Origin of the sequence: Cytobacillus sp. FSL K6-0265, from assembly GCF_038003465.1 — a bacterium.
Lineage (GTDB): Bacteria > Bacillota > Bacilli > Bacillales > Cytobacillaceae > Cytobacillus > Cytobacillus stercorigallinarum.
Genome location: NZ_JBBOPE010000001.1, coordinates 3,470,717 through 3,493,392, shown reverse-complemented (window position 1 = coordinate 3,493,392; position 22,676 = coordinate 3,470,717). Strand labels below are relative to the sequence as shown.

Annotated in this window: 30 protein-coding genes and 1 pseudogene; 25 read left to right on the top strand and 6 right to left on the bottom strand. The window is 36.2% G+C overall.

The genetic code is table 11. The annotated features are described in order from the left end of the window. Positions 1-294 precede the first annotated feature (294 nt). Positions 295-531 (bottom strand): DUF6154 family protein, encoded by a 237-nt coding sequence (locus tag MHH73_RS17600; protein ID WP_191809755.1) that lies wholly within the window; start codon positions 529-531, stop codon positions 295-297. A gap of 129 nt (positions 532-660) precedes the next feature. Between MHH73_RS17600 and MHH73_RS17595 the strand changes: the two genes are divergently transcribed. Together MHH73_RS17595 and ytkD are read left to right on the top strand one after the other, a co-directional pair. Beyond that, complete coding sequence (locus MHH73_RS17595; protein WP_318245428.1) at positions 661-984, top strand: hydrolase; 324 nt, start codon at positions 661-663, stop codon at positions 982-984. A gap of 114 nt (positions 985-1,098) precedes the next feature. Next, the gene (gene ytkD / locus MHH73_RS17590) at positions 1,099-1,572 is read left to right on the top strand and encodes an RNA deprotection pyrophosphohydrolase (RefSeq protein WP_341068400.1); all 474 of its coding nucleotides are present in this window, start codon (positions 1,099-1,101) and stop codon (positions 1,570-1,572) included. A 24-nt stretch (positions 1,573-1,596) separates the two neighbouring features. On the opposite strand, the gene MHH73_RS17585 is transcribed toward ytkD, so the two are convergent. The 5 genes and pseudogenes from MHH73_RS17585 to MHH73_RS17565 all read right to left on the bottom strand — a co-directional run bounded on the left by MHH73_RS17585 (position 1,597) and on the right by MHH73_RS17565 (position 6,101). Then, positions 1,597-2,403: an ABC transporter permease gene (locus MHH73_RS17585; RefSeq protein WP_341068398.1), complete on the bottom strand. Its 807-nt coding sequence runs from the start codon at positions 2,401-2,403 to the stop codon at positions 1,597-1,599. Continuing rightward, positions 2,369-3,160, bottom strand: coding sequence for an ABC transporter ATP-binding protein (locus MHH73_RS17580; RefSeq protein ID WP_341068396.1), 792 nt, complete (start codon positions 3,158-3,160; stop codon positions 2,369-2,371). The genes MHH73_RS17585 and MHH73_RS17580 overlap by 35 nt, the downstream gene beginning before the upstream one ends. A gap of 70 nt (positions 3,161-3,230) precedes the next feature. Continuing rightward, positions 3,231-3,908 (bottom strand): annotated as a pseudogene (locus MHH73_RS17575) (ABC transporter substrate-binding protein); the annotation flags it as partial. A 37-nt stretch (positions 3,909-3,945) separates the two neighbouring features. Next, complete coding sequence (locus MHH73_RS17570; RefSeq protein ID WP_341068394.1) at positions 3,946-5,328, bottom strand: recombinase family protein; 1,383 nt, start codon at positions 5,326-5,328, stop codon at positions 3,946-3,948. A gap of 74 nt (positions 5,329-5,402) precedes the next feature. Then, the gene (locus MHH73_RS17565; RefSeq protein WP_340976096.1) at positions 5,403-6,101 is read right to left on the bottom strand and encodes an XRE family transcriptional regulator; all 699 of its coding nucleotides are present in this window, start codon (positions 6,099-6,101) and stop codon (positions 5,403-5,405) included. A 191-nt stretch (positions 6,102-6,292) separates the two neighbouring features. On the opposite strand from MHH73_RS17565, the gene MHH73_RS17560 reads away from it, so the two are divergent. The 23 genes from MHH73_RS17560 to MHH73_RS17450 all read left to right on the top strand — a co-directional run bounded on the left by MHH73_RS17560 (position 6,293) and on the right by MHH73_RS17450 (position 22,621). Next, positions 6,293-6,523, top strand: a complete 231-nt coding sequence (locus MHH73_RS17560; protein ID WP_340976093.1) for a helix-turn-helix domain-containing protein — start codon at positions 6,293-6,295, stop codon at positions 6,521-6,523. Positions 6,524-6,535: 12 nt separating this feature from the next. Further along, entirely contained in the window at positions 6,536-6,718 is a 183-nt protein-coding gene (locus MHH73_RS17555; protein WP_341068391.1) for a hypothetical protein, read from the top strand. Positions 6,719-6,902: 184 nt separating this feature from the next. After that, positions 6,903-7,043: a hypothetical protein gene (locus MHH73_RS17550; RefSeq protein ID WP_341068389.1), complete on the top strand. Its 141-nt coding sequence runs from the start codon at positions 6,903-6,905 to the stop codon at positions 7,041-7,043. 2 nt (positions 7,044-7,045) lie between these two features. Beyond that, on the top strand, positions 7,046-8,560 hold the full coding sequence (locus MHH73_RS17545) for an AAA family ATPase (RefSeq protein ID WP_289434131.1): 1,515 nt from the start codon (positions 7,046-7,048) through the stop codon (positions 8,558-8,560). After that, positions 8,557-8,709, top strand: a complete 153-nt coding sequence (locus MHH73_RS17540; RefSeq protein WP_289434130.1) for a DUF6906 family protein — start codon at positions 8,557-8,559, stop codon at positions 8,707-8,709. The genes MHH73_RS17545 and MHH73_RS17540 overlap by 4 nt, the downstream gene beginning before the upstream one ends. 24 nt (positions 8,710-8,733) lie before the next feature. Next, complete coding sequence (locus MHH73_RS17535) at positions 8,734-9,618, top strand: RecT family recombinase (protein ID WP_289434129.1); 885 nt, start codon at positions 8,734-8,736, stop codon at positions 9,616-9,618. Then, the gene (locus tag MHH73_RS17530) at positions 9,615-10,361 is read left to right on the top strand and encodes an MBL fold metallo-hydrolase (RefSeq protein ID WP_289434128.1); all 747 of its coding nucleotides are present in this window, start codon (positions 9,615-9,617) and stop codon (positions 10,359-10,361) included. The genes MHH73_RS17535 and MHH73_RS17530 overlap by 4 nt, the downstream gene beginning before the upstream one ends. After that, positions 10,358-10,573, top strand: coding sequence for a hypothetical protein (locus MHH73_RS17525; RefSeq protein WP_289434127.1), 216 nt, complete (start codon positions 10,358-10,360; stop codon positions 10,571-10,573). Before MHH73_RS17530 ends, MHH73_RS17525 begins: the two co-directional genes overlap by 4 nt. A 15-nt stretch (positions 10,574-10,588) precedes the next feature. Beyond that, entirely contained in the window at positions 10,589-11,368 is a 780-nt protein-coding gene (locus MHH73_RS17520; protein WP_289434126.1) for a replication protein, read from the top strand. Further along, on the top strand, positions 11,346-12,635 hold the full coding sequence (locus tag MHH73_RS17515; RefSeq protein WP_289434125.1) for a replicative DNA helicase: 1,290 nt from the start codon (positions 11,346-11,348) through the stop codon (positions 12,633-12,635). Before MHH73_RS17520 ends, MHH73_RS17515 begins: the two co-directional genes overlap by 23 nt. A gap of 102 nt (positions 12,636-12,737) precedes the next feature. Next, positions 12,738-13,517, top strand: coding sequence for a DNA-methyltransferase (locus MHH73_RS17510; RefSeq protein WP_289434124.1), 780 nt, complete (start codon positions 12,738-12,740; stop codon positions 13,515-13,517). Between the two features lie 53 nt (positions 13,518-13,570). Then, positions 13,571-13,729 (top strand): hypothetical protein, encoded by a 159-nt coding sequence (locus MHH73_RS17505; protein WP_289434123.1) that lies wholly within the window; start codon positions 13,571-13,573, stop codon positions 13,727-13,729. Beyond that, the gene (locus MHH73_RS17500; RefSeq protein ID WP_289434122.1) at positions 13,729-14,295 is read left to right on the top strand and encodes a hypothetical protein; all 567 of its coding nucleotides are present in this window, start codon (positions 13,729-13,731) and stop codon (positions 14,293-14,295) included. Before MHH73_RS17505 ends, MHH73_RS17500 begins: the two co-directional genes overlap by 1 nt. Before the next feature lie 169 nt (positions 14,296-14,464). Continuing rightward, on the top strand, positions 14,465-14,908 hold the full coding sequence (locus tag MHH73_RS17495; RefSeq protein ID WP_289434121.1) for a hypothetical protein: 444 nt from the start codon (positions 14,465-14,467) through the stop codon (positions 14,906-14,908). 97 nt (positions 14,909-15,005) lie between these two features. Continuing rightward, positions 15,006-15,386, top strand: coding sequence for an ArpU family phage packaging/lysis transcriptional regulator (locus MHH73_RS17490; protein WP_289434120.1), 381 nt, complete (start codon positions 15,006-15,008; stop codon positions 15,384-15,386). A 545-nt stretch (positions 15,387-15,931) separates the two neighbouring features. Next, positions 15,932-16,225, top strand: a complete 294-nt coding sequence (locus MHH73_RS17485) for a hypothetical protein (protein ID WP_289434119.1) — start codon at positions 15,932-15,934, stop codon at positions 16,223-16,225. After that, entirely contained in the window at positions 16,212-16,598 is a 387-nt protein-coding gene (locus tag MHH73_RS17480) for an HNH endonuclease (protein WP_289434118.1), read from the top strand. The genes MHH73_RS17485 and MHH73_RS17480 overlap by 14 nt, the downstream gene beginning before the upstream one ends. A gap of 106 nt (positions 16,599-16,704) precedes the next feature. Next, on the top strand, positions 16,705-17,142 hold the full coding sequence (locus tag MHH73_RS17475; RefSeq protein ID WP_289434117.1) for a P27 family phage terminase small subunit: 438 nt from the start codon (positions 16,705-16,707) through the stop codon (positions 17,140-17,142). A 21-nt stretch (positions 17,143-17,163) separates the two neighbouring features. Then, the gene (locus tag MHH73_RS17470) at positions 17,164-18,885 is read left to right on the top strand and encodes a terminase large subunit (RefSeq protein WP_341068382.1); all 1,722 of its coding nucleotides are present in this window, start codon (positions 17,164-17,166) and stop codon (positions 18,883-18,885) included. A gap of 69 nt (positions 18,886-18,954) precedes the next feature. After that, positions 18,955-19,446, top strand: a complete 492-nt coding sequence (locus MHH73_RS17465; RefSeq protein ID WP_341068380.1) for a hypothetical protein — start codon at positions 18,955-18,957, stop codon at positions 19,444-19,446. Positions 19,447-19,499: 53 nt separating this feature from the next. Next, on the top strand, positions 19,500-20,705 hold the full coding sequence (locus MHH73_RS17460) for a phage portal protein (RefSeq protein WP_341068377.1): 1,206 nt from the start codon (positions 19,500-19,502) through the stop codon (positions 20,703-20,705). Further along, positions 20,674-21,252: an HK97 family phage prohead protease gene (locus tag MHH73_RS17455; protein WP_341068374.1), complete on the top strand. Its 579-nt coding sequence runs from the start codon at positions 20,674-20,676 to the stop codon at positions 21,250-21,252. Before MHH73_RS17460 ends, MHH73_RS17455 begins: the two co-directional genes overlap by 32 nt. After that, a complete protein-coding gene (locus tag MHH73_RS17450; RefSeq protein ID WP_341068372.1) occupies positions 21,242-22,621 on the top strand; it encodes a phage major capsid protein in 1,380 nt (459 codons plus the stop codon). The genes MHH73_RS17455 and MHH73_RS17450 overlap by 11 nt, the downstream gene beginning before the upstream one ends. Positions 22,622-22,676 lie beyond the last annotated feature (55 nt).

Below are 22,676 nucleotides of genomic sequence, written 5' to 3'. Positions count from 1 at the left end.
TTATATTAGGAGAGATGGATTGAAGTACAGGACGATACAGTGAAAAGTGAGTAAACTAGAATTGTATTACATAGGGGGAGAAGGCTCAGTAGAAAATGCGTCAGACATGAAGAGAAAAAGGATAAGTCTAATGATCTTAAGTCATCTATCAAGAAGTTGCGTGAGCTATACACAAATCATGATTCGCCTATCCTTTTATTGACTCTTTTAATCTTGTCACCTTTTCATCAATACAAGTCTTTTTTTGCACATGCAACTCCGCCATCATTTTTCTTGTACCGGTACTATGTACACTCAATGATAATTTTGAGGCTTCGTAAAATCACTTTCTGAAAATTTCCCTTTAAGGGATTCAATCACATAAAGGCCCATTAGATTATAAAGTTCTTGGTTATCAAGTTCTTCAATTAATGTAAGGATATCCTCTCGAGACATTTCTTCTAAAAAAGCAAAGGTGAGCATATCAATATCTTCTTCGTCACCTGTAAGCTTATTACGATAATAGTCGTACAGTTCATCAATAATTTTCATTGTTTGCACCTGCCCATTTTCTTCTTATTTTACGTTAGTATATGTTAAGTTCGTGGTTTTGCTCATTTTTTTCGTATAAATTCATTCATATTGAGGGAAACAAATAATAAGAAGAAAGGGGCTGAAAGTGTGGATCAAAAGAAAACTTATTATATTACGGTGAATGATGGGGAAATCTCACAAAGTTCTACTTCTTCACCATGGAATTTTAAAATAGAGGCGACAGATGATGAAATTATCGAATTAAGAGAGTTGTTTGATCAAAATTACTCAACAGAATGGGAAGGTTTTTACCGGGCTCATGTCCCCTATTTACAGTATCATTTTGACAGGCAAAATGATAAATATGATGAGGGTTTAACGCAAATATATCGTGCCATTTATCGATTAGGAGATGAAGAGGCTAAAAATCATATTGGCAATATGGGGATTCTTCCCCCTGAACAACAATAAAGCTGTGCTCAAAACACCGTTATGAATATTGACGGTGTTTTCACCTTTTCCTGTACGTTACGTTTCTTTCAAAGTAAAATATACCAATAAGTATATGTAAAGTGAGAGGATTAAATGGAATATTTTATCGATCAGAACGGGAATCGTGTAGCACTCTCATTTAATGTAGATGGATTTGTAATGGAGCCGCGTCATGTGTTGGTGTTATGTAAAAAAGGTGATGACTGGTTATTAACGAGGCATAAAGAAAGAGGATGGGAGTTTCCAGGTGGAAAGGCGGAGGAAGGCGAAGATATATATACTGCTGCAAAGAGAGAAGTAAAAGAAGAAACTGGAGCTGTCTTGTCTTCTATTGAACATATTGGTACATATCAAGTTATGGAAAAAGATCGTTCATTTATGAAGGCTATCATGTTTGCAGAGGTTGATTATTTGCAAAATGTAGACCATTATTTCGAAACGGATGGCCCAAAATGGGTTGCGATTAATCGGCTCATGAGGGAAATTCATCAACCTAATTATAGCTTTATCATGAAAGATCAAGTAGTCAAGAGAAGTGTAGCTTATCTCCAAAGTCGCATAAAATAAAGGGCTGCACACTCATGCAAGCCCTTAGTTGTTTTTTATTAATTTCTTCTCTAAAAATTCTACTGCTTGATACATAATAGTAGCTAATACAGCAATGACCAGTAGTGAGAGCATAACTAAAGTAAAGTTAAATACTTGGAAACCGTAAATGATCATATAGCCCAAGCCTTTAGAGGCGACGAGAAACTCCCCGACGATTACCCCGACCCAAGATAAGCCTACATTGACTTTCAATGTGGAAATAATTACGGGAAATGATGATGGAAGAATGGCTTCCTTAAATATTTGGAAACGGGTTCCACCAAAAGTTTGAAGCACCTTTATATAATTAGGGTCTACCTCTCTAAAAGAAGTATAAACGACGATGGTTGTGATAATAACGGAAATAATCGTTCCCATTGCTACAATCGAGGTGAAACTAGGCCCAAGAGCGACAATTAAAATCGGTCCTAAAGCCACTTTCGGCATACTGTTTAAAATAACGAGATAAGGGTCTAGAATCTTAGAAAGAAACGGTGACCACCATAGAATCGCCGCCAAAATCGTTCCCAATAATGTCCCTAATATAAAACCGAGAATGGTTTCTGATAAAGTGAAACCTAAGTCATAGAACAGCGTACCATCTTGCACTTTAATTAAAAAGAGCTCCCATACTTTCGAAGGCGAACTGAAAATGAGCGGATCAATCCACTGGTTTCTACTGGCAATCTCCCAACCCGCGAAAAAAATGAGAAAAATAACGAGTTGATAAAATCGTACCCAATACTTTTCTTTCTTAAGGGAGCGGATATACGCATTATGGAGTGCTTTTGTGTGACTCTTGTGATCCAAGGGACTCCATCTCCTTCCAAATCGTTTGAAAAATTTCCGCATTCAGTGGGTGGTTTCTTGTATCAAATGGAGAGCATTCTCTTAATTCCTCAGGTACTTCAAATACTTTATGAACCTTACCAGGGCTTGGTGAGAATAAATAGATGCGGTCGCTCATCGCAATCGCTTCGCCGATATCATGTGTCACAAGAATAGCTGTTTTTCCAAATGATTTTAATGTGTCAGATACAAGATTTTCTAAATGTAATTTTGTTTGATAATCGAGAGCAGAAAATGGTTCATCTAACATGAGAAGTTTAGGTTCTGTTGCCAGTGTCCTAACAAGTGCTACCCTTTGTCGCATGCCGCCTGATAACTGTTTAGGATACAATGACTCCACATCTGATAATCCCATTTGCAGTAATAAATCTTTTGCATAAGCTTTTTTTTCTTCATCTAAGTGATGATTAATCTTTAAACCCAATAGAATATTTTCCTCAATGGTTTTCCAAGGGAATAGATAATCTTGTTGCAACATATACCCTATTTCACTTTTTAATGTAGCAACCTGTTTTCCTTCTAATTCTACTTGGCCCTCTGTTGGTTGGAAAAGACCTGCAATGATAGATAACAAAGTCGTTTTACCACATCCGCTCGGTCCTAAAAATGATATGAATTCTCCTTCTTCCACTTGAAGTGAGATATTAGAGAGGGCCGTCACTGCATTTGATTTCGTAAAGTAAGTATGATGAATATCTTGCACGTTTAAGAATGTCATCTTGCCGTCTCCTTTTTTTTCTGGATGTTTGAGCGAACAGACTCACTTCTATCCGCTCCATCTTGCACGATTATTTAACTACTTTTTCAGCAATGGATGTGTTGACAAGTGTTTCATAATCCACTCGAGCAGGAAGTTCACCTGCTTCTTCCATAATGTTTTGCAAGTTCTCCCATTCGTCTTTTTCTAAAATAGGATCGGTTGCAAAGGAGCCTTGACTTTTATAACGGTCGATTGACATCGTTAAGATTTCTAAATCGGTATTATCAAAGTATTTTGTAATGATTTTCGCTGTTTCTTCTGCTGAATGTTCATCTACCCATTGTTGCGCTTTATAGATGGCCCGTGTGAATTTCTCTACTGTTTCTTCGTTTTCATTGATGAAGCTATCCTTTGTCATATATGCTGTATAAGGAAGCTGACCAGATTCTTCACCGAAGGAAGCAACGATATGTCCAATGCCTTCTTTTTCAAAGACACTCGCAGTTGGTTCGAATAATTGTACAAACTCACCAGTACCGGATGAAAAAGCAGGAGCAATATTGGCAAAATCAATATTTTGAATAAGCTCTAAATCAGTATGTGGATCAATGTCATGTTTTTTTAACGTATACTCACCAGCCATCTGCGGCATGCCACCTTTTCTTTGTCCGAGGAAAGTACTATTCTTTACCATATCCCAAGAGAAATCTTGGATATCTTCCCTTGCAACAAGGAAGGTACCATCTGTTTGCGTCAGTTGCGTGAAGTAAAACATAATACAGGGGAATTTGCATGTAGATATATTACTTTAATTTATACTTTAAAGTTATTGGTTTGTTTCTGCCTTTATCCCTTAGAATGAACAACGTTTCAAATATGCTATTGAGTAGTTCTTTTTGTTCGAAAGGGTCTGCTTCGTTATATATAAGATGGATATCCTTTACTTTTGAAAGCTTTTTGAATTTTTCTTCTGGAGATTCCTCATCAATTTCTGCTTCCTGAAGTAAAGTTTTTAAATCTTCTTCTTGTTCATTCAATTGATTAATCTTATCGTATAGAGTTTGTTTTGGAATTGGATTGTCAGCATCTAAAAAGGTGGCGTACCATTTTTCCTTTTGCTTTTCAATTTTATCTAGGTTTTTTCTTATTTCATCAACGTTAATACTTGATAGTTGATAGTTTTTATCTATTTGCTTTATAAAATATTCCTTTGAAGTAATTAGTTTTTCAATTTCATCTAAAAGTAGGTCGGTAATTCTTTTGCCGTACGTTAAACGATTACAGCCAAAACAACGATAGTATGTTTTATTATCACGTTTATCGAAAAAACCATTCATGGGCTCATCACAATGACCGCATTTCAATATGCCAGTTAACGGGAATTTCCCTTTTCTCACTATATTTTTATGATTATTCTTAAGTTTTTGTTGTACTTTTAAGAATAATGAGTTAGAGATTATTGCAGGGTGATTATTGAATACTACTTTGTTTCCCCATCTGTATACTCCTGTGTAAATATCATTACGCAACATTCCGTATATCGTATTGTGGTTCCATTTTTTCGCAATTCGAGGTTTAATTCCAAGTTCGTTTAATCTATCTGATATTTTTCTATATCCGTATCCATCAGCGTACCATTCGAAAATTTTTATAACCCATTTTGATTCATCTTCAATTACAATGCAATTAAAAGATAAATCAAATTTATAGCCATAAGGAGAATGTCCGCCTGGGCGTTTACCTTCCTCAATCATTTGATGAATACCAAACTTAACACGTTCACCAAGGTTCTCTCGTTCCCATTGTGCAAGGGAGGCTACAAGAGTTATAAATAATTTTCCCAACGCTGTTGATGTATCATATTGTTCTGTAGATGATTTAAATTTAACATCGTATTTTTCAAAGTACTCGAGTAGTTTGTATAAGTCTAATACTGATCTGGTTAGTCGATCCAATTTATGAACTAAAACTAAATCAAACTTTCGCTTTTTTAGATCCTTCATCATTTCCTGCATTTTAGGACGGTCTAAATCTTTCGCAGATTTTCCTTCTTCTTTGTATTCTTCAACAATTTCCCATCCCTGACTTTTACAAAATGCACGTAAACTTTCTATTTGAGCAGGAATTGAAAACCCTTCTTTTGCTTGTTCTTGGGTGGATACTCGAACATAAATAGCAACTCTCACAAATATTCACCAACCTTATAAAATAGGGAGAGCCGTCGCCCTCCCTAACTGTTTAAATTGCTAGCGCTAGAAATTTAATCTAATGTTGTTGAGTACCATACTACTTTTGCATAAATTTTTAATTCCGAATTAGTATTATACGGTACTTCTATGTCTCGAAACTTTCTGTCATGTGATTCGGGACTGAAAATTAAAACCTGATCTTCTTCATCTCTTCTAACTCTTTTCATACTATACTCTCGATCGTAACTAAAAATAACAATATCATCATCTTTAAAGCTGTGTGTATCAACAGGTTTGGCTACAACATAAGAACCATTTTTAATGATCTTATTCATGCTATCTCCATTTACTTTCATTACAAAAAGACCATCGCAAAATGCATGTTTACCAAGAAGAACTTCAGGAATATTTATATATTCTACCCTATCCTCAGTAACACCTTCTACTGTAGCAAGAGCTCCAGCTGCAATGTCTCCATAAAGGGGGAGTTGTAAACTATCATCAAAAATATAAGTTATCTTTTCTTCTTTTAAAACATCTGTTCTTTTAAAGCTAGGGTCAATATCAGATTTAGAAACATTAAATGCTGCAGCAAGTTTTTCAACATTCCCTGGGTTAATAAGAGTTTTACAATTTATGTAGTCCGAAAGTGTACTCTTTGAAATCCCAGATTCTTCACTAAGTTTTAATTGTGTCCAACTTTTTGCTTTCATCAATTTCTTAACTCTTTCTGATATTTCTTTTTTTAAAGGTAAATCTCTATCTATCAATTGTTCCACCTCCTTTCGATATCTTAATGATATCCGAAAATATACGGAATGTAAAGAATAATTCCGAAAAAAATCGAAATAATATTTCATAAAAATATATAATAAAAATCATTAATCCGAGAAAAATCGGTTGACATTCCGAAAATAATCGGATATTGTATAACCAAGCGATAACAGGAGGTGAATGCAAAATGAAAATCAAAATCACACTTAAGGCAGCGAGAGTGAATGCGGGATTGAAGTTAGTTGAAGCAGCTGAACTTTTTGGAATCAACAAAGATACGCTTTCTAAGTATGAAAGAGATTCCACAAACGTCCCCCGTTCCTTTTTTGTAAAGATTGAAGAGTACTACAAAGTTCCGGTTGAAAATATTTTTTTTGGTCCGCAATCCGATTTTTTTCGGAAATTAAAAACTGCGTAAAGGAGGTTTCAAATGAGTAGGGCAGTCCTACCTCCCATCAATCATATACATTCATTAAAGGAGATGGTGGGCATGGATAAAGTTATCAATGTTGGACTTTGTGAAGAGCCGTCAAATGGTGCGGTTGATAAGTTTATCAAAATTTATCTTGAGATTGCCAAAAAGAGAAAGAGCACAGTAAAGGTTGATAAATGAGGTCAATTATCACGACAGTAAATTTCCTTTTTCTTTTGCCCTTTTTGCGAAATTTGTAGAAAAATAATGATTCTACCTTAAAGGAGGTGAGCATATTGAAAATTTGCCCCAAACAATGGTTAGCAATGACGCCTGTTGATCGTTACATTGCCATTTGGAAAAAAGCTAAAAGGAGTTGGAAGTAGTGAACATTCACAAAGCATTAATAGGTTCGGTTGTAGATGGAGATTTCCATACAACTGTTGATGGAATTGAGTATTCAACAAACATTCGTGAGGTCGTCACAGTTGGTTACATGCTAGAAAATTGTATTGAGGAGGAATAAAAATGGCAAAAAAAATTAGATTGATTGGATTATCTTTAAAAAACTTTAAAAATCACCAGGATCTCGAAGTTAGCTTTGGCGAGGTAACAAAGATCACTGGCGACAATAGCAAAGGTAAAAGCTCCATTACTGAAGCTATTACATGGTTATTGTACGGTATAGACACTTTAGGTAGCAAGTTGGACCCAACACCGATTACTTACGAAAGTGACGAAACAACCGCATCATTATTGCTTTCTATTGATGAGAAAAATATTTTATTAGGTCGCTCATTGAAAAAGGGGAAAGCAAAATATTTCTTAAACGAGGTACCCATTCCCGCCACTGAGTTTAATGAGCATGTAGCTTCATTGTTTGAAAAAGAGTTGTTCTTATCTCTGTATAATCCAAGCTACTTTTTCACTCTTAAATGGGACAAACAGCGATCCCTGTTGCTGCAATATGTTCAGGCACCAGCAAACAAAGAAGTGCTTAATAGAATGTCAGATTTACAATCTGATAGGTTAGGTGAGCTACTAAAGAAGCATTCATTAAATGATATTGAAAAAATCCATAAGGAAAATAAGAATACCAAAGATAAAACACATATAGCCGCACAAAGCCGTACTAAAACTTTACGCAGTGAATTAGACGAAATTCAAGCTGTATCTATTCCACTTGATTCCATCAAAGTTGAGCTTGCTCAGATAGACAAGCAGGTCAAAGAAAGAGAGTCGCAGATGGACCAAGTATGGGAGAAAAATCAGGCATTTAATAAGATACAAAGTCAAATTCAAAACGTAACACATCAAATTGAATTATCTAAGGAAATGTGGCCATCTCTAAAAAATGAAGAGATAGAGGAACACTGCAAAACATGCAAGCAGTCATTAGATGAGAAAGCAATCGAAGAAGTAAGAGCGGACCACGAAAGTCGAAAGGCGTCTTATAAAGAGAATCATAATAGATTACTCAATGAACGCAAGGAATTGCAATCCAAATTAGAAGAAATGGAATTTATCGATTTAAGTGAAGCTCGTGAAGAGATTTTGGAGATCGATAAAAAAGGAGCCCCACTAAGAGAAGCATTAAGGATTACTAATCAATATGAACGCTTAAAAGGCTTAGTTGCACAAGCAGAGCAAGAAGAACAAGACATACTCACTTCTCTTAATGATTCAATCTTTGTTCTAGATAGCATCAAAGCTTTTAGAGCAAAGGAATCTGAAATACAGGTTGAGAAGGTACAAGCTCTTTTTGACAAGTTATCTATCAAACTATTTGAAGAGCTTAAAAATGGTGAAATTAAGCCTACGTTTGAAGTTGAGCTTGATGGAAAGGAATATAAGCGTTTATCACTTTCCGAGGGGATACGGGCTGGTTTGGAGCTAAGAGAGGTTCTTATAAAACAGAGTGAAGTTGTTGTACCTGTTTGTATTGATAATGCTGAGTCCATAACTAAATTTACTCAACCAACTGGCCAATTAATAATGGCTCAAGTAGTAGCTGGTAAGGAGTTAGAGGTGGAGTCGGAATGAAGAAAGGTAAAAAGCCCACACGTAACCAGGTAAAAGCTCTCGTATCTGTAGGACTTAATCCAAGAAATTGGCTTGTATTTAAAAAGGTAGATGGCTTTCTCCATCTTATTCATAGAGAAACAGGAACTATCAGAAATATACCTGAATAAAAAACAATCTAAGGAGGGCTAACCATGGCCAACAATTCAATTACTCAATATACACCAGAAATTACTGAAGCATTTAAACCTGAGGTACTTCAAGTAATACGGACTTCAGTTGCTCCGACTGCAACAGATCAAGAATTTCTTTTATTTGCTCATAAAGCTGCTTCATATGGTCTGGACCCATTCAAAAATGAGATTTTCTTTATTAAATACGGGAACACTGCACGAATCCAATTCGCTGCAGAAGCGTATCTTTCAAAGGCTCGTGAGAAAGAAGGTTTTATGCCACCAGATACACAGATGGTCCATGAAAATGACGTCTTTAAAATTGCTAAGAATACGGAAACGAAAGAGTTAGAAGTTGCAACACATGAAATTGGATTCCCACGAGGGAAAATAATTGGTGCTTATTCTATCGCCTATCGTGAGGGATACCGTCCTGTCACTGTGATTATGGATATAGAAGAAGTTGCCCATATGTTTACTGGTCAGAATAAAGACAACTGGAATAAATGGACATCAGATATGTTTGGCAAACATGTACAACAAAGAGCGCTCAAAAAACAGTATGGCCTTGAATTTGATGATGAAGTCATTACAAACAGTGATGGAGATATTCCAGAATATAAGCCAACAGAGAGAAAGGACATTACACCGCAACAAAATGTGATTGATAAACCTGTAGAAAGCGAAGAAGAGAAACAGAAAAAGCAGCTTAGATCAGCTATAAATAAAGCATTTAAAAAACTAGGTATTACAGGCAAGGCTGCAACTGCAGAGTATATCCAGCATAATGCTCCACAGTTCCATGGTGAAAATCCTACACTATCTGATTTAAATGGGTTGTTACGTCTATTAGAAATGCATATTGAAATGAACGAGTTTAATAGCAGTGGAGACGAGCTCGAATGAAAATAGATATTTTGGCATCTGGTTCAGGAGGGAATTGTATTTCCCTCCGTTCTGGAAACAATACTTTACTTGTTGATGTCGGTATTGCCAAAACGAAAATAGAAAAGAAGCTCCTTGAAGTTGGTATTAGACCAGACAGTATCAAAGCTATTCTAATTACCCATGCACATGCAGACCATATCAAAGGGCTACCGTTAGCAAATAAATATAAAATTCCTGTATACGCTGCCGAAGGTGAATGGCGATCAATCAAGAGTGTTGACGAAAGCTTACGGTTTTCTTTTAAATCCAATACTCATTTTGAAATAGCTAATTGCTGTGTTGAATCATTTAAAACTCATCATGATGCACATGATCCAGTCGGCTACACAATACATGATTCTTTTGGTTATAGGTCCTCTATTTGCCTTGATACAGGTCACGTTGACGAGAACATGATTAACATCATGGAATACTCTAACTGTTACATTATTGAAGCCAATCACGAACCCAGTATGCTTGAGGTATCCGATTATCCGAACAGTGTTAAAGCAAGGATATTGAGCCATATAGGTCATCTGAGTAATGAACAAACAGGAGAGACCTTACAGAAACTTATTATCGGTAATGGAGAAAAGATTTATCTTACCCATTTATCCTCATCAAACAACATGCCAGCACTAGCTGAAATGACGATTAAGAGAATGCTTGCTAAGAAAGGTTATAAGCCTGGTAAACATTACGAGTTAGAGGTGATTTCGTGAATCATATTTTACTAAAATTGCTCATTGCACAATATGAAGCAGAGTTAAAAAAAGAGCGAGAAGATAGAAAGCTTGCACAACAGTTAGTTAAAGAATTAACTCTACAAATTAGTAAGAAAAACAAGGAAATTGAATCCCAAAAGTTCTTCCTAGAAGCAGCAAGTTTATCACTCAGTTTATCTTCACAAGCATTAGATTCATTAAAGAAATAGAACGGATGATTACTCATGGCAAGCCCACAACTAAAAAGAGGCCATACCAGGATTGCCAACGAGATATTGGAACAAATATCAATGACTAATCTTAATGGTACTCAATTAAGGATTGTTATGGTCATTTGGCGCTATACCTATGGATTCAGCAGGAAGGATTATTATTTCTCCTTGTCTTTTATTGCTGATGGCATCAAGAGTAAAAGAGCGCATGTAGATCGAGAACTAACATCCCTAATCGACAGAAAGATTATTAAGTCAATTGGATTTGATAAACGGAGGGGAAGGTTATTGAGCTTTAACAAAAATTATGATGAATGGCTTGAAAAAGAAGTTGAACAAGAGAAGTCTCCTTCAAACAAAACAGCTAAGCCATCAACGAAGAAAAAGGAAAAGTATGAGGAAGATAACACCTATTATAAGATGGCTGTTTACTTTCATTCCTTAGTAAAAGAGGTTGCAAAAGAGGCGCAAGTTGAGCATTTAGTTGCAAGAGCAAATTTGCAAACATGGGCAGACGATTTTCGCAAATTAATTGAGATAGATAAGGTTGACAAACGATTAGCAAAAGATGTGATGGATTGGGTAACCAAGGATTCCTTCTGGAAAGTTAATGTCCTTTCTTCTAGAAAGTTACGTGAGAAATTTGGAGAGTTGGCCATAAAAATGAATGCTACTAAGAAGCCAGTTAAGCCACTCCGCACCGTTATAAAGGATTCGAGAGATAAAGAGATTGAGTTTAGTAATTGGGTAGCAGAGGGGAATGATCCTGATGCATTTGATTGGAGCAAGTGACCTTTCTGCAGAGCAATCTGTATTAGGTGCAATATTCCTGGAACAATCTGTTTTAGATGAGTTAACTTTCCTTGAAGAAAGAGATTTTTCAAGCGTACGTCATCAACAAATTTTTAAGGTTATGAGATATCTAGAAGAAAAAGGTAGTCCAGTAGATATCATTACCGTGACGGACGCTTGTCAAAGGTTTGGTGGAGTGGAACTTATTGGAGGCGTCTCATACCTCACAGAGGTTGCTAGTTCTTGCCCTACTGCTGAAAATGCATCCTATTATGCTCATATTGTACGTTCGAAAGCAATTGAACGAAGAACGAGGAATATGGGAGAAATAATAGCTGGACTCTCTCGTGATGATTATGATTCCGATGAAGAGTATTTCTCTACTATTGAGAGATTGGTCCAGGAAATGAGACCACAGTCAATGTCTAAAATGCAAAGCTTTACCGAAACAAAAGCTAGCTATTTTCAGCATTTGGACACACCAGCAGAGTACATTAAAACTGGATTTGATCAATTTGATAATTGGGCAAAAGGATTATGGAGAGGGTGGCTTTTTGTATCAGCTGGTCGCCCCTCAGTAGGTAAAACAGCAAAAATGTTACAAAGGCTGTATGGTGTGGCGAAGGAGCATAAAGGAGTAGTGCTGATTTTCTCACAAGAAATGGGAGCGAACGAATTAAAGGATAGATTGATGTCCTGCATCACTGGCATTAGTTACGGTCGAATTAAAGGGAAAAATTTAGATGAAAAAGAGAAAGGCCGTTTGCAATTAGCTTATGAAGGGTTTGAATACCTACCGTTTTTTATCCAAGACAGTCCTGGTGTGACAATTGAACAGGTAAAAGCGACCGCAAAGCAATTTAAACGGAAATACGGAAAGATAGCAGCAATAGCCGTTGATTATCTCCAAATTATGAATATACCGCAGAAAAAAGGAGAATCGCGCTCACAGGCTATAGGAAATGTAACTGGGCAGGCGAAACAGCTTGCTCGTGAAATGGATTGCTGCTTTTATATGCTATCTCAAATGTCTAGGGAATTTGAAAAAGCTTTGAAGCCGCAGCTATCCCATTTGAAAGAGTCAGGATCAATTGAACAGGACGCAGATGTAGTTGAATTTTTATGGCACGATCCAGATGATACCGCAATGGGTGGGAAGGTTATACAACAAACGATTGCAAAAGGTAGAGATATAGGGCTAAACGAGTTTAGATTATTATTTCAAGGATGGAAGCAGCATTTTCACGAGTTACCTAAAGAGAGATAAAGATTTATGCAAAAAAGGAGCCTGACTTTTGCAGACCCCTTTTACTTCGATTAAGGAACGTTTGTTCCTGTTTTAGTATAAACCACTGAGAGGGGAATGTAAATGTCAACAAAAGTAAACACGATTTACAATATGGATTGTATAGAAGGGATGAGGTCTATTCCTGAAGGCTCAATTGATTTAATTCTGTGTGATTTACCTTATGGAACAACTCATTGCAAATGGGATAGTGTTATCTCGTTTGAGAAGTTATGGGAACAGTATAAGAGAGTTATCAAAGATAATGGCGCGATTGTACTTACAGCAAGTCAGCCTTTTACAACAAAGCTTATAGATTCAAATATCAATTGGTTCAGGTATGAGTGGATTTGGAAAAAAGGAAATCATACAACTGGCTTTCCTAATGCTAATCGGATGCCTTTAAAAAATCATGAAAATGTATGTGTTTTTTATAAAAAATTACCAACGTACAATCCACAAGGACTATTAAAGATTGAACCTAGGTTAGTAAAAAGGAAAAATCCAGGAATGAAAGTTTTAGGCGACAGAAATTATACGTTAGAAAAATCGCACTATGTTAAGTATAAAAACTTTCCTAAGAGTGTAGTAGATTTCCCAAGGGATAGCAAAACCTTTCATCCAACGCAGAAGCCAGTTGCATTATTTGAATACATCATTAAAACGTACACAAATGAAGGTGAAACGGTACTTGATAACTGTATGGGTGGATTTACTTCTGCTGTTGCTGCAGACAATTGTAATAGAAACTGGATTGGGTTTGAACTGGAACACGATTATTGCCAATTAGGTATGAAGAGAATTAATGATAACAGAGAAAAGTTACTTCTCCCACCTGTTGAAATAAGAACTGAAATAATTTGATCTTAGGGGGATTTTCCCCTAAGTCTTTAAGCAAAGTGTAGGAGTTGGTCAGATTGGATTTCTCTAAAGCTACTAATCAACAACTCTATGAGATAGCAAAAGGTGAAAAAAATCGAATGAAAGACCGTTATGCAGCTGCAAGTGAACTGCAAAGGAGAAAGAAAGAGCAGCAAGATATATCACTGATAAATAATGAAAAGGGTTGGTTTTAATGAGATTTATTGGGATAGACCCAAGTACCATAACAGGATTTGTTGCTAAAAATGAACATGGTGAAATTTTACGTGCCAAGGAGCTTGTGGGAATAGGTGATGTAGATCCAAGAAGGATGGTTACATTAATTCACGAAATTATGCTCCATATACAACCAGGAGACTTTGTATGTATAGAGGGCTTTCCGTTCAACACTCAAAGAGCAATGTTTGCTGGTGGCATACACCACGGAATACGCAATGAGCTGTTTAAAAGAAAAATACCATATTATGAGGTTGCTCCAAATGCTGTTAAGAAATATGTAAATGTAACTGGATGGATTGGAGAAAAAGGTAGTAAAAAGCGATTAACTGGAGCACAAAAAAAGCGAGCAGTTATGAATGCAGTAGAAGCACATTTTGGATTTACTCATAAGAGCGATAACGTGGTTGATGCCTATATCTTATCGGAGATAGCTTTATCCTTGTTTCTTACTCAAGAAGCAAATCAATTTAATGGTACAAAATATCAAGGTGAAGTCATTCAAACAATATTAAATCCAGGGAAGAGCAAAGCAAATGCATAGGCAATTAAAAAAAGGTTGTATATGCTCTTACAGAATATAAGCTGCAGCAGAATATTGATGCACATATAGAGCGTGGATGGGTACAAGCTAGCGATATTAAAGAGTATCATTACGGACTTGGCGTTTTAATGGTTTGGGGTAATAAAAAATAATCTATGAGGTGATTATTATGCAAGTAACTATACAAGCACATTTTAATAAGCAAACAAAGGATAGCAAAAAGGAACTTGTTCAATTCCATGTGAAGGGCGAGGGAGAAAAGAAGCAAGAGCTTAATCAGTTAACCCGTGAAGTAGTTGAGCTGGGCATTGAAGGTGTTGAACAAAAGCTAACTTGTGAGTTTAGCAAGACCACAAAAGATAGCAAAAAGACCACACTTGAATTTATCGTAAAAGGGGATACATCTGCAGAACAATCATTCAACTTTTATAAGTGTGCTGGTTCAGATGTGACTTTATCCATTATCGAATCACAAATGAGCATGGATGAATTTTATGAAGATGAGCACGAAGGTGTAGAGTACAAGATTGAAAAGGATGGCACAGCATCAGTTGCACCGAATCAAATGAATATGGACGATGTGAAGGAACCGAACGAGGATGAACTAGATTAAAGTTATTGGTCCTGGCTATACAAAAAAATAAGCCAGGACTTTTCCCGACTATGGTCAAAATATACTCAAACAAAATTATACCATAGGGGGAGAACGGATGAGCAATCAATTGTCTTTCTTTCCTGAAATCAACGAAAAGGAAGTAAGGAAAGTAGTAGCAAGACAATTAAAAGAATATAAGGCATTTAAAGTATCAGTCCAAAATAAAAACGAGCAGATCATAGAAGGTATGCAAGATATTTTCCCTATTCTTAATAAAGAGCAAAACAAGAAAGCTGTTATTGTAAGGCAGATAGATCGTGCTTTAGAAAATGCACTTGATGAAGTTGAAAGGGAGATAATCACCAGAAAGTACCTTTCTAATACCAGGGTTAAAGATACATCAATCTATATGGATATGGGTTTAACCAAAGATCAATATTATGTACACAAGAGAGAAGCAATCCGTCTCATAGCAACAGCACTTGGGATCATCTGAGTGCTGTTTTATTTTGCCGACAAAATCACGACAAAATCAGGAGTTTTTTAGGGATAAAATAGGGGACTTTTTATTTTTCCATTGGAGGTAAGATTTTCTTATCGGGTAACCGATGGGAGACGCATCTGATCCCTTATCAACGATTGTACCCTATCAACTGATGGTATGTACCTTAGCAGCTCGTCTGCATAGGTTGAGGGAGGGGCAAGGAGGTAAAAGCACTCTAATTATCTTATCAAGCAATTAGCGTAATGGGGTGATAAGTTATTCTAATGTTGTTATTAAAACACCATAAGTTTTTCTGGTGTACTACAATTGGTATACATTCGGAATGTACCACAGTTGGTATACATTAATGTACTACAGGTGGTATACATTAATGTACCACAGTTGGTATACATTCGAAATTTTTCCTTCATATATACAAAATTCCTAAAGAAAAGTTTAAAGAAAAATATAAAGAAAATATGTTGCAAATGAATTAAATAGTATTCAAAAGACATCCTTCAAAGGTTGTTTTTTCTATTTTAAAGGAGATGACTAATATGCACGTATTTATTAGAAAGACCGCACAAGGTAATGAGTATTGGGACGCTAAGGAGAAGAAGATTGTATTTGTTCCAGTAGGAGTTAAACCAAGCTTTGAAGTTACAGAGAATCCTAAAAGTATGATCGTAGGCGTTGACCTGGCGAAAGAAAAGGATTTAACTGCTGTGCATTCCTTGGACTCTATGAACGTACCTCAGTTAAAGAAATATGCTGCTGATAACAATATCGAAATACCACCTGATGCAAAGAAGAAAGAGGACATATTAAAGGTGCTTAATGAAGTACTGTGACTTTAACTGCTGTAGCAATAAGATAAGCCGTGGGGCTTACTGTGATGAGCATAAGAGGTCTAAGCAATCTGTAAGGAAGAAGCAGAAGAAAAAGGAAATCTATCATCATGAGAATAAATCCTTTTACAATTCTAAACTGTGGAAACTAAAACGTTCCGAGGTATATCAAAGAGAAAAGGGTTGTTGTCAAAGATGTGGCAAGTTCGTCTTTGGTAGGCGTGCTCATGTGCATCATGTCATACCAATTAAAGACGATCCAACACTTAAACTTGAAGATAATAATTTACAATTACTTTGTCCTAAGTGTCATACAGAGGAAGAGAACAAAGACAAAGAAAAACGAGAAAGTGTTTTCCCGAGTTACTTTGGGTAAGCCCCCCTATCGAAATAAAAATATTCTCCTATCGGGGAGATAGGTAGAAGGGGAGGCAAACGTATCGTTAGGTGAAATTCTTAAAAAATAAAGGGGGGTGTAAATTTTGGCAACTAAAAAGCAGATACAACAAGAGGTCACTCAAAAAACGGATGCTGAAAAACAACGTATTTTAAAAATAATGCGTGACGCTGAAATTTACACATTAACGCTTGACCCTTTAATTGAATCATATCTGGATATTTACGAAATTTACATGACTATGTTTCTCCAATGGAAAGCAAAAGGATATCCAGCAACACAACGACATACGAATAAAGCTGGTGCGACTAATAACTCTAAACATCCCTTAGCACAACAAGTAGAAACGTGGGCAGATAAAAAGACCAAGGCACTTGATTTATTGGGACTTACAAACCGAGCGAAAGCGGGTAAACAAATTACTGGCGGTTCTTCAGTACGTAATGAGGAAATGCAGAAACCTGAAGCACCAAAAGTAGATGAATTGTCAGCTCATAGGAAAAAGTGGAGAAGTAAGGCATAGATTTTGGAGGTGGCGGTATATGTGATAGAACGTGGGGTTAATTACGCAGATATTTATGCAAAAAAGGTAAGACGCTCTCCCAAAAAGTACCCTGATACCATTAAGCAGATGGTTGAGCGGTACTTTAAGTGGAAAAATCGTAAGGATATTTGGTTCGATGTGGACTGTGCCAATGAAATGATGGATTGGGTTGAAACTTTTGTCCGACACACAAAAGGGAATTTAGCAGGACAACCTTTTATTCTTGAAGATTGGGAGAAATTTCTATACTCAAATATTTATGGATGGCTTCATAAAAATGAAAAGGGCAAAACTGTTCGTGTTATCCGTGAATGTTATGTGCAAGTTCCAAAGAAAAACGGTAAAACGTTGGTTGCTGTTGGTTCTTTGGGTTATGCCATGTATGGCGAGGGTGTTTTGAGTGCTGATTGTTATTGTTGTGCTAGTGATTTTCAACAAGCGCAATATGCTGCCAAGCCGTTTGCTGCTACAATTTTAAATCATGATGCATTAATGAATGCCAGTCGTATTTATAAAGGGGCAAAAGGTACAATTTCATCAGTAACTTATGAATATATTCATGATGATTTGGCTTATCAAAACCAATTCATTGTTATGAGTAAAAACATTAAATCAATTGAGGGTTCCAACCCGCATTTTGTCCTTAATGATGAGCTTCATGCACAAGAAAACATGGAACAATATGATAACTTCAAGTCTGCTCAAATCTCTCGTGATGAGCCAATCATGTTTAATATCTCTACAGCTGGTAAAGGTAGCAGTTCGGTTGGTATGAGGGTGTACCGTGAAGCAAAAGAAGTACTCAAAAACGATGATAATGATTCAAACTTTGTCATGATATACGAACCAAACAAGGGTTACGATTGGACAGATAGAAAAGTATGGGCAATGGTGAATCCAAACATTGGTGTATCTGTGACAATGAGCGCCTTGGAAACAGAATTTATCACAGCTTCTAGATCGGCTCATAAAAAAGCGGAATTTTTGTCAAAGCATCTTAATGTATTTGTTAACGGTGCTTCTAACTTTTTTGAGCAAGGACAAGTTGAACATGTGCTTGTGGATGATCTCGGAGATTTAACAGGGGAAACTTGTTATATCGGTTTAGACTTATCTAAAACAAATGATTTAACATGCGTTAGTTTAAATTTTCCTAGTTTTGATGAGTGTGGGAAGTCCATTTTAAAAGTTAAGCAAATGTATTTTATCCCAAATGAGGATATCGAGCATAAAGAAAAAGAGGACAATGTTCCTTATACTGACTTAGTAGAAAAAGGGTTTGTTCAATTTTGCGATGGTAAGATGATTGACCAGGATCAAGTTTTCGATTATATAACAGAGTGTTTTAATTTATTTGATGTGCAGCAAATTAATTATGACCCTGCTATGTCTCAAAAATTAATTGAGAAGGTTGAAAACTTAGGTATAGAATGCATAAGCGTTAATCAGTATCCAAATGTCATGAATGCTATGGTAGATGATGCTGAATTATTGATTTATGAAAATAGAATAATAACTGATAACCCATTGTTTGTTTATTGTGCTTTGAATGTGGTGGTTGTTACAAATGTAAATGGTATGAAGGCACCTAGTAAGCGACAGTCCAAAAAGAAGATTGATGGATTTGTGGCTTTTTTAGTTGCCCATAAAGAAACAATGATGGTGATGGACAGCATAAGTGAAGAAGGCATGGATGACTTAATTAGTGAGATTTATAGGTGAAATTTACACTTGCTTAATTTTCCAGTCTACAGCAAGATTATATATAAATATTAATGATTGGAGATTGGCATGAAAGAGTTTATATTATCGATTTTAAATATTATTTTACCTGTTGTAACGGGACTTGGTGGTGCTTTTATTGGTGGATATTTCACAAGAAAAGGACAAATGGATTTATTAGATAAAGAAATTTTAAGAGAAGAGATGAAGGAAAAGAGAAGAGATGCTATTGATAGAATGCGAGCTTATAATCATGTAATGAATATTGATGGTGAAAAGTTGTTAGTTGAGTATATTGGGGGTTCTCAAGTTGAATTTGATATAAAGACTTATCAAAATGAAATTCGACCCATAATTTATGAAAACTTTCATCTAATTAATAGGGATATAGCTGAATTAATATTGAAGATTGATAATAGGTACCAAGAGTGTGCATTTAATGAGGAAATATCATGGGAGGATCATAAGCTTCTAGCAGATGATTATTTTAAAATTATTCGTTTGATAAAGGTGCATACTGAAGAATATAGGAAACAGAATATAACACATTCATATAAATAATTGTCCTCTTTTTAGAGGGCTTTTTATTTTGTATTTAGGGAGGTGGTGATCAATTGGGATTACGAGATTGGGCATCTAATTTTATTTATAAGCAAGTTGAGAAGCGTGGATGGGTAGAGGATATTTTCTCAAATACCATTCGTTATGGTGGTAGATACGTCAACGATGATAATATTCTTGAATCGTCTGATGTATATGAGTTGCTGCAAGACATAAGTAATCAATTAATGTTGGCTGAGATAGTTGTTGAGGATGACAATGGCAATGAGATTAAAAATGATTCTGCTCTTAATGTTTTGAAAAACCCTAACAATTATTTAACTGGTTCAGAGTTTATTAAACTCATGACTAATACTTATTTATTACAAGGAGAAGTTTTCCCCGTGCTTGACGGTGACAAGTTACACCTGGCGTCCAGTGTTCATACTGAACTAGATGATAGGTTAATCGAGCAATTTTCCATTAATGGCGTGCAGATACCAGGTTTTATGATTCGTCATATTAAAAATATCGGCACTAACCATTTGCATGGTGTTGGCTTGATGCAGTTAGGCAAGGATACATTGGAAGGTGTTATGAGCGCAGAAAAGGTCCTTACAGACAAATATAAAAAAGGTGGACTCTTAGCATTCCTTTTAAAACTAGACGCTCATATTAACCCGCAGAATGGTGCACAATCAAAATTAATAAAAGCTATCCTGGACCAATTAGAACAAATAGAAGAATCTAGATCAGTGAAAATGATTCCATTAGGGAAAGGGTACGAGATAGACACGCTAGAAAGCCCCATAGACGACCAAAAAACATTGGCATACCTAAATGTCTATAAAAAGGATTTAGGAAAGTATTTGGGCATAAATGTGGACACATACACGTCTCTAATAAAAACAGACTTAGAGAAGGCAATGATGTACCTCCATAACAAAGCAGCAAAGCCGATAATGAAAATCTTTGAAGAGCATTTGACTCTTCTTTTTTTTGGCTCAAATTCTAATAAGAAAATAAAATTTAAGATAAATATTTTAGACTTTGTTACTTACTCAACTAAAACAAATATTGGTTATAACATTGTCCGAACTGGTATCACGTCACCAGATAATGTTGCAGATATGCTGGGCTTCCCTAAGCAAAACACACCTGAAGCACAAGCTATCTACATTTCAAATGACCTGTCTAAAATTGGTGAGAAGAAAGCAACTGATGACAGCTTGAAGGGAGGTGATGGAAATGACAAAGAAAAAGGAAGAGAGGACATTTGACATCACCAACGTTCAGAAGCGTGACGGTGAAAACCAATCGCTAAGAGTAAGTGGCTATGCTGCCGTATTTAATTCTAAGACATCTATTGGTGAGTACTTTGACGAAATGATTAGCCCAGGGGCATTCTCAAGGACACTTTCTGAAAATGGAGATATAAGGGCGTTAATTAACCATAATTGGGACAAGTTAATTGGTCGTACTAAAAGCGGTACATTGATTTTGTCAGAAGATGAACGTGGCTTAAAGTTTGAAATTGATTTACCTAATACCTCCTATGCAAGAGATTTAGCTGAGAGCATGGAGAGAGGTGACATTAATCAATGTTCTTTTGGATTTTATGCCACTGAAGAAAGTTGGGATTACTCTATAGAACCAGCACTTAGGACAGTTAATGAAGCTGAGCTATTTGAAATTAGTATAGTGAGCATACCAGCATATGAAAATACTGAAGCTGCACTCGTTAGAAGTAAAGAGATTGATGAATTTGTTGAAAAAAGAATAAAACTATTAAATCAAATTAAGGGAGTTTTGGAGAATGAAAACTAGAAAACTATTACTTGAAATGCAAAAAAGAAATAAGCAGCGTTTAACGGAGCTGCGAACTAAGTTAGAGAAAAATGAGGTTCGTGCTGAGGATTTAGAAAGTGTACAAGCAGAGGTTCAAGAGTTAGCGACTGCTGCTCAGGACATTGCCGACTCATTAGCCGAGTTAGGTGACGGTGGAGAAGGTGAAGAGGGCGAGGGCGAAGGCTCTGATTCGGGTGATGGTGAAAACCGTGACGATAATCAAGGGGAAGATGATGAAGTTGATGAAGGTGGCGAGGGACAAGGTCAAGGTGAGGAACGTACCTCTATTTCTGCCGAGCAACGTTCAGCTGCTATGAATGCAATTCAATCAGCATTATCGACACGTAATGCAAAATCTACTAAACAACGTGAAAAGGAAGTTCGTTCAGCATTTGCCAATTTTGTAGTTGGTAACATTACTGAAGCTGAAGCACGCTCTTTAGGAATTGAAGCTGGCAATGGATCCGTAACAATTCCAGAAGTTATTGCATCAGAAGTGATTACTTATGCACAAGAAGAAAACCTATTACGTAAATATGGATCACGTCATAGAACTGGTGGAGATGTAAAGTATCCTGTTCTTGTTAAAAAGGCTGATGCAAATGTACGTAAAAAAGAGCGTGGGGCGAATGATGAAATTGCTGAAACTGCAATCGAGTTTGATGAAATTCTACTTGATCCAGCTGAATTTGATGCATTAGCCACAGTGACGAAAAAATTAATTAAAATGTCAGGTGTTAATGTTGAAGATATTGTAATCGAGGAATTAAAGAAAGCGTATGTGCGTAAAGAAACAAATTATATGTTTAATGGTGATGATGCAGGGAATGAAAACCCTGGTGCACTTGCGAAAAAAGCAGTGAAATATTATGAGTCTACACCTGTAGATGTAAATGCTGCTGGATATTCTCAATTGCTATACTCTCAACTTGTAAAATTAAAAGGACAACCAGTAACAGAAGTTCTTAAAAAATCAATGTGGATTGTCAACCGTGCAGCTTTAACAATTTTAGAGGATATGACTGACACAACAGGTCGACCCCTATTGCACCAAGATGCAACAGATGGTGTAGGTTACAAATTACTTGGTCATAAACTTGATTTTACAGATGCAGCTGATGGTACTGATTCAACTAAACCAGTATTCTATTTTGGTGATTTCAAGGCATTTCATATCCAAGACGTTATTGGTGCAATGGAGCTTCAAAAATTAGTTGAAAAGTATTCTGGTACTAACAAAGTAGGTTTCCAAATTTATAACTTACTAGATGGACAACTTGTATATTCTCCATTCGAGCCTGCGGTATATCGTTACGAAGTTGGACAAGCGAATCCAGAAACTCCCTGATTCTCCCCTACCAATAGGGGAAGGAAACATAGGTGAAAGTTTCATAGTTGGTTAA

Excerpts from the sequence above, each read along its gene's own strand:
- MHH73_RS17600 (WP_191809755.1), bottom strand. The coding sequence starts at position 531 with ATGAAAATTATTGATGAACTGTACGACTATTATCGTAATAAGCTTACA.
- ytkD (WP_341068400.1), top strand. The coding sequence starts at position 1,099 with ATGGAATATTTTATCGATCAGAACGGGAATCGTGTAGCACTCTCATTT.
- MHH73_RS17580 (WP_341068396.1), bottom strand. The coding sequence starts at position 3,160 with ATGACATTCTTAAACGTGCAAGATATTCATCATACTTACTTTACGAAA.
- MHH73_RS17560 (WP_340976093.1), top strand. The coding sequence starts at position 6,293 with ATGAAAATCAAAATCACACTTAAGGCAGCGAGAGTGAATGCGGGATTG.
- MHH73_RS17555 (WP_341068391.1), top strand. The coding sequence starts at position 6,536 with ATGAGTAGGGCAGTCCTACCTCCCATCAATCATATACATTCATTAAAG.
- MHH73_RS17545 (WP_289434131.1), top strand. The coding sequence starts at position 7,046 with ATGGCAAAAAAAATTAGATTGATTGGATTATCTTTAAAAAACTTTAAA.
- MHH73_RS17540 (WP_289434130.1), top strand. The coding sequence starts at position 8,557 with ATGAAGAAAGGTAAAAAGCCCACACGTAACCAGGTAAAAGCTCTCGTA.
- MHH73_RS17535 (WP_289434129.1), top strand. The coding sequence starts at position 8,734 with ATGGCCAACAATTCAATTACTCAATATACACCAGAAATTACTGAAGCA.
- MHH73_RS17530 (WP_289434128.1), top strand. The coding sequence starts at position 9,615 with ATGAAAATAGATATTTTGGCATCTGGTTCAGGAGGGAATTGTATTTCC.
- MHH73_RS17520 (WP_289434126.1), top strand. The coding sequence starts at position 10,589 with ATGGCAAGCCCACAACTAAAAAGAGGCCATACCAGGATTGCCAACGAG.
- MHH73_RS17515 (WP_289434125.1), top strand. The coding sequence starts at position 11,346 with ATGCATTTGATTGGAGCAAGTGACCTTTCTGCAGAGCAATCTGTATTA.
- MHH73_RS17510 (WP_289434124.1), top strand. The coding sequence starts at position 12,738 with ATGTCAACAAAAGTAAACACGATTTACAATATGGATTGTATAGAAGGG.
- MHH73_RS17500 (WP_289434122.1), top strand. The coding sequence starts at position 13,729 with ATGAGATTTATTGGGATAGACCCAAGTACCATAACAGGATTTGTTGCT.
- MHH73_RS17495 (WP_289434121.1), top strand. The coding sequence starts at position 14,465 with ATGCAAGTAACTATACAAGCACATTTTAATAAGCAAACAAAGGATAGC.
- MHH73_RS17490 (WP_289434120.1), top strand. The coding sequence starts at position 15,006 with ATGAGCAATCAATTGTCTTTCTTTCCTGAAATCAACGAAAAGGAAGTA.
- MHH73_RS17485 (WP_289434119.1), top strand. The coding sequence starts at position 15,932 with ATGCACGTATTTATTAGAAAGACCGCACAAGGTAATGAGTATTGGGAC.
- MHH73_RS17480 (WP_289434118.1), top strand. The coding sequence starts at position 16,212 with ATGAAGTACTGTGACTTTAACTGCTGTAGCAATAAGATAAGCCGTGGG.
- MHH73_RS17465 (WP_341068380.1), top strand. The coding sequence starts at position 18,955 with ATGAAAGAGTTTATATTATCGATTTTAAATATTATTTTACCTGTTGTA.
- MHH73_RS17455 (WP_341068374.1), top strand. The coding sequence starts at position 20,674 with ATGACAAAGAAAAAGGAAGAGAGGACATTTGACATCACCAACGTTCAG.
- MHH73_RS17450 (WP_341068372.1), top strand. The coding sequence starts at position 21,242 with ATGAAAACTAGAAAACTATTACTTGAAATGCAAAAAAGAAATAAGCAG.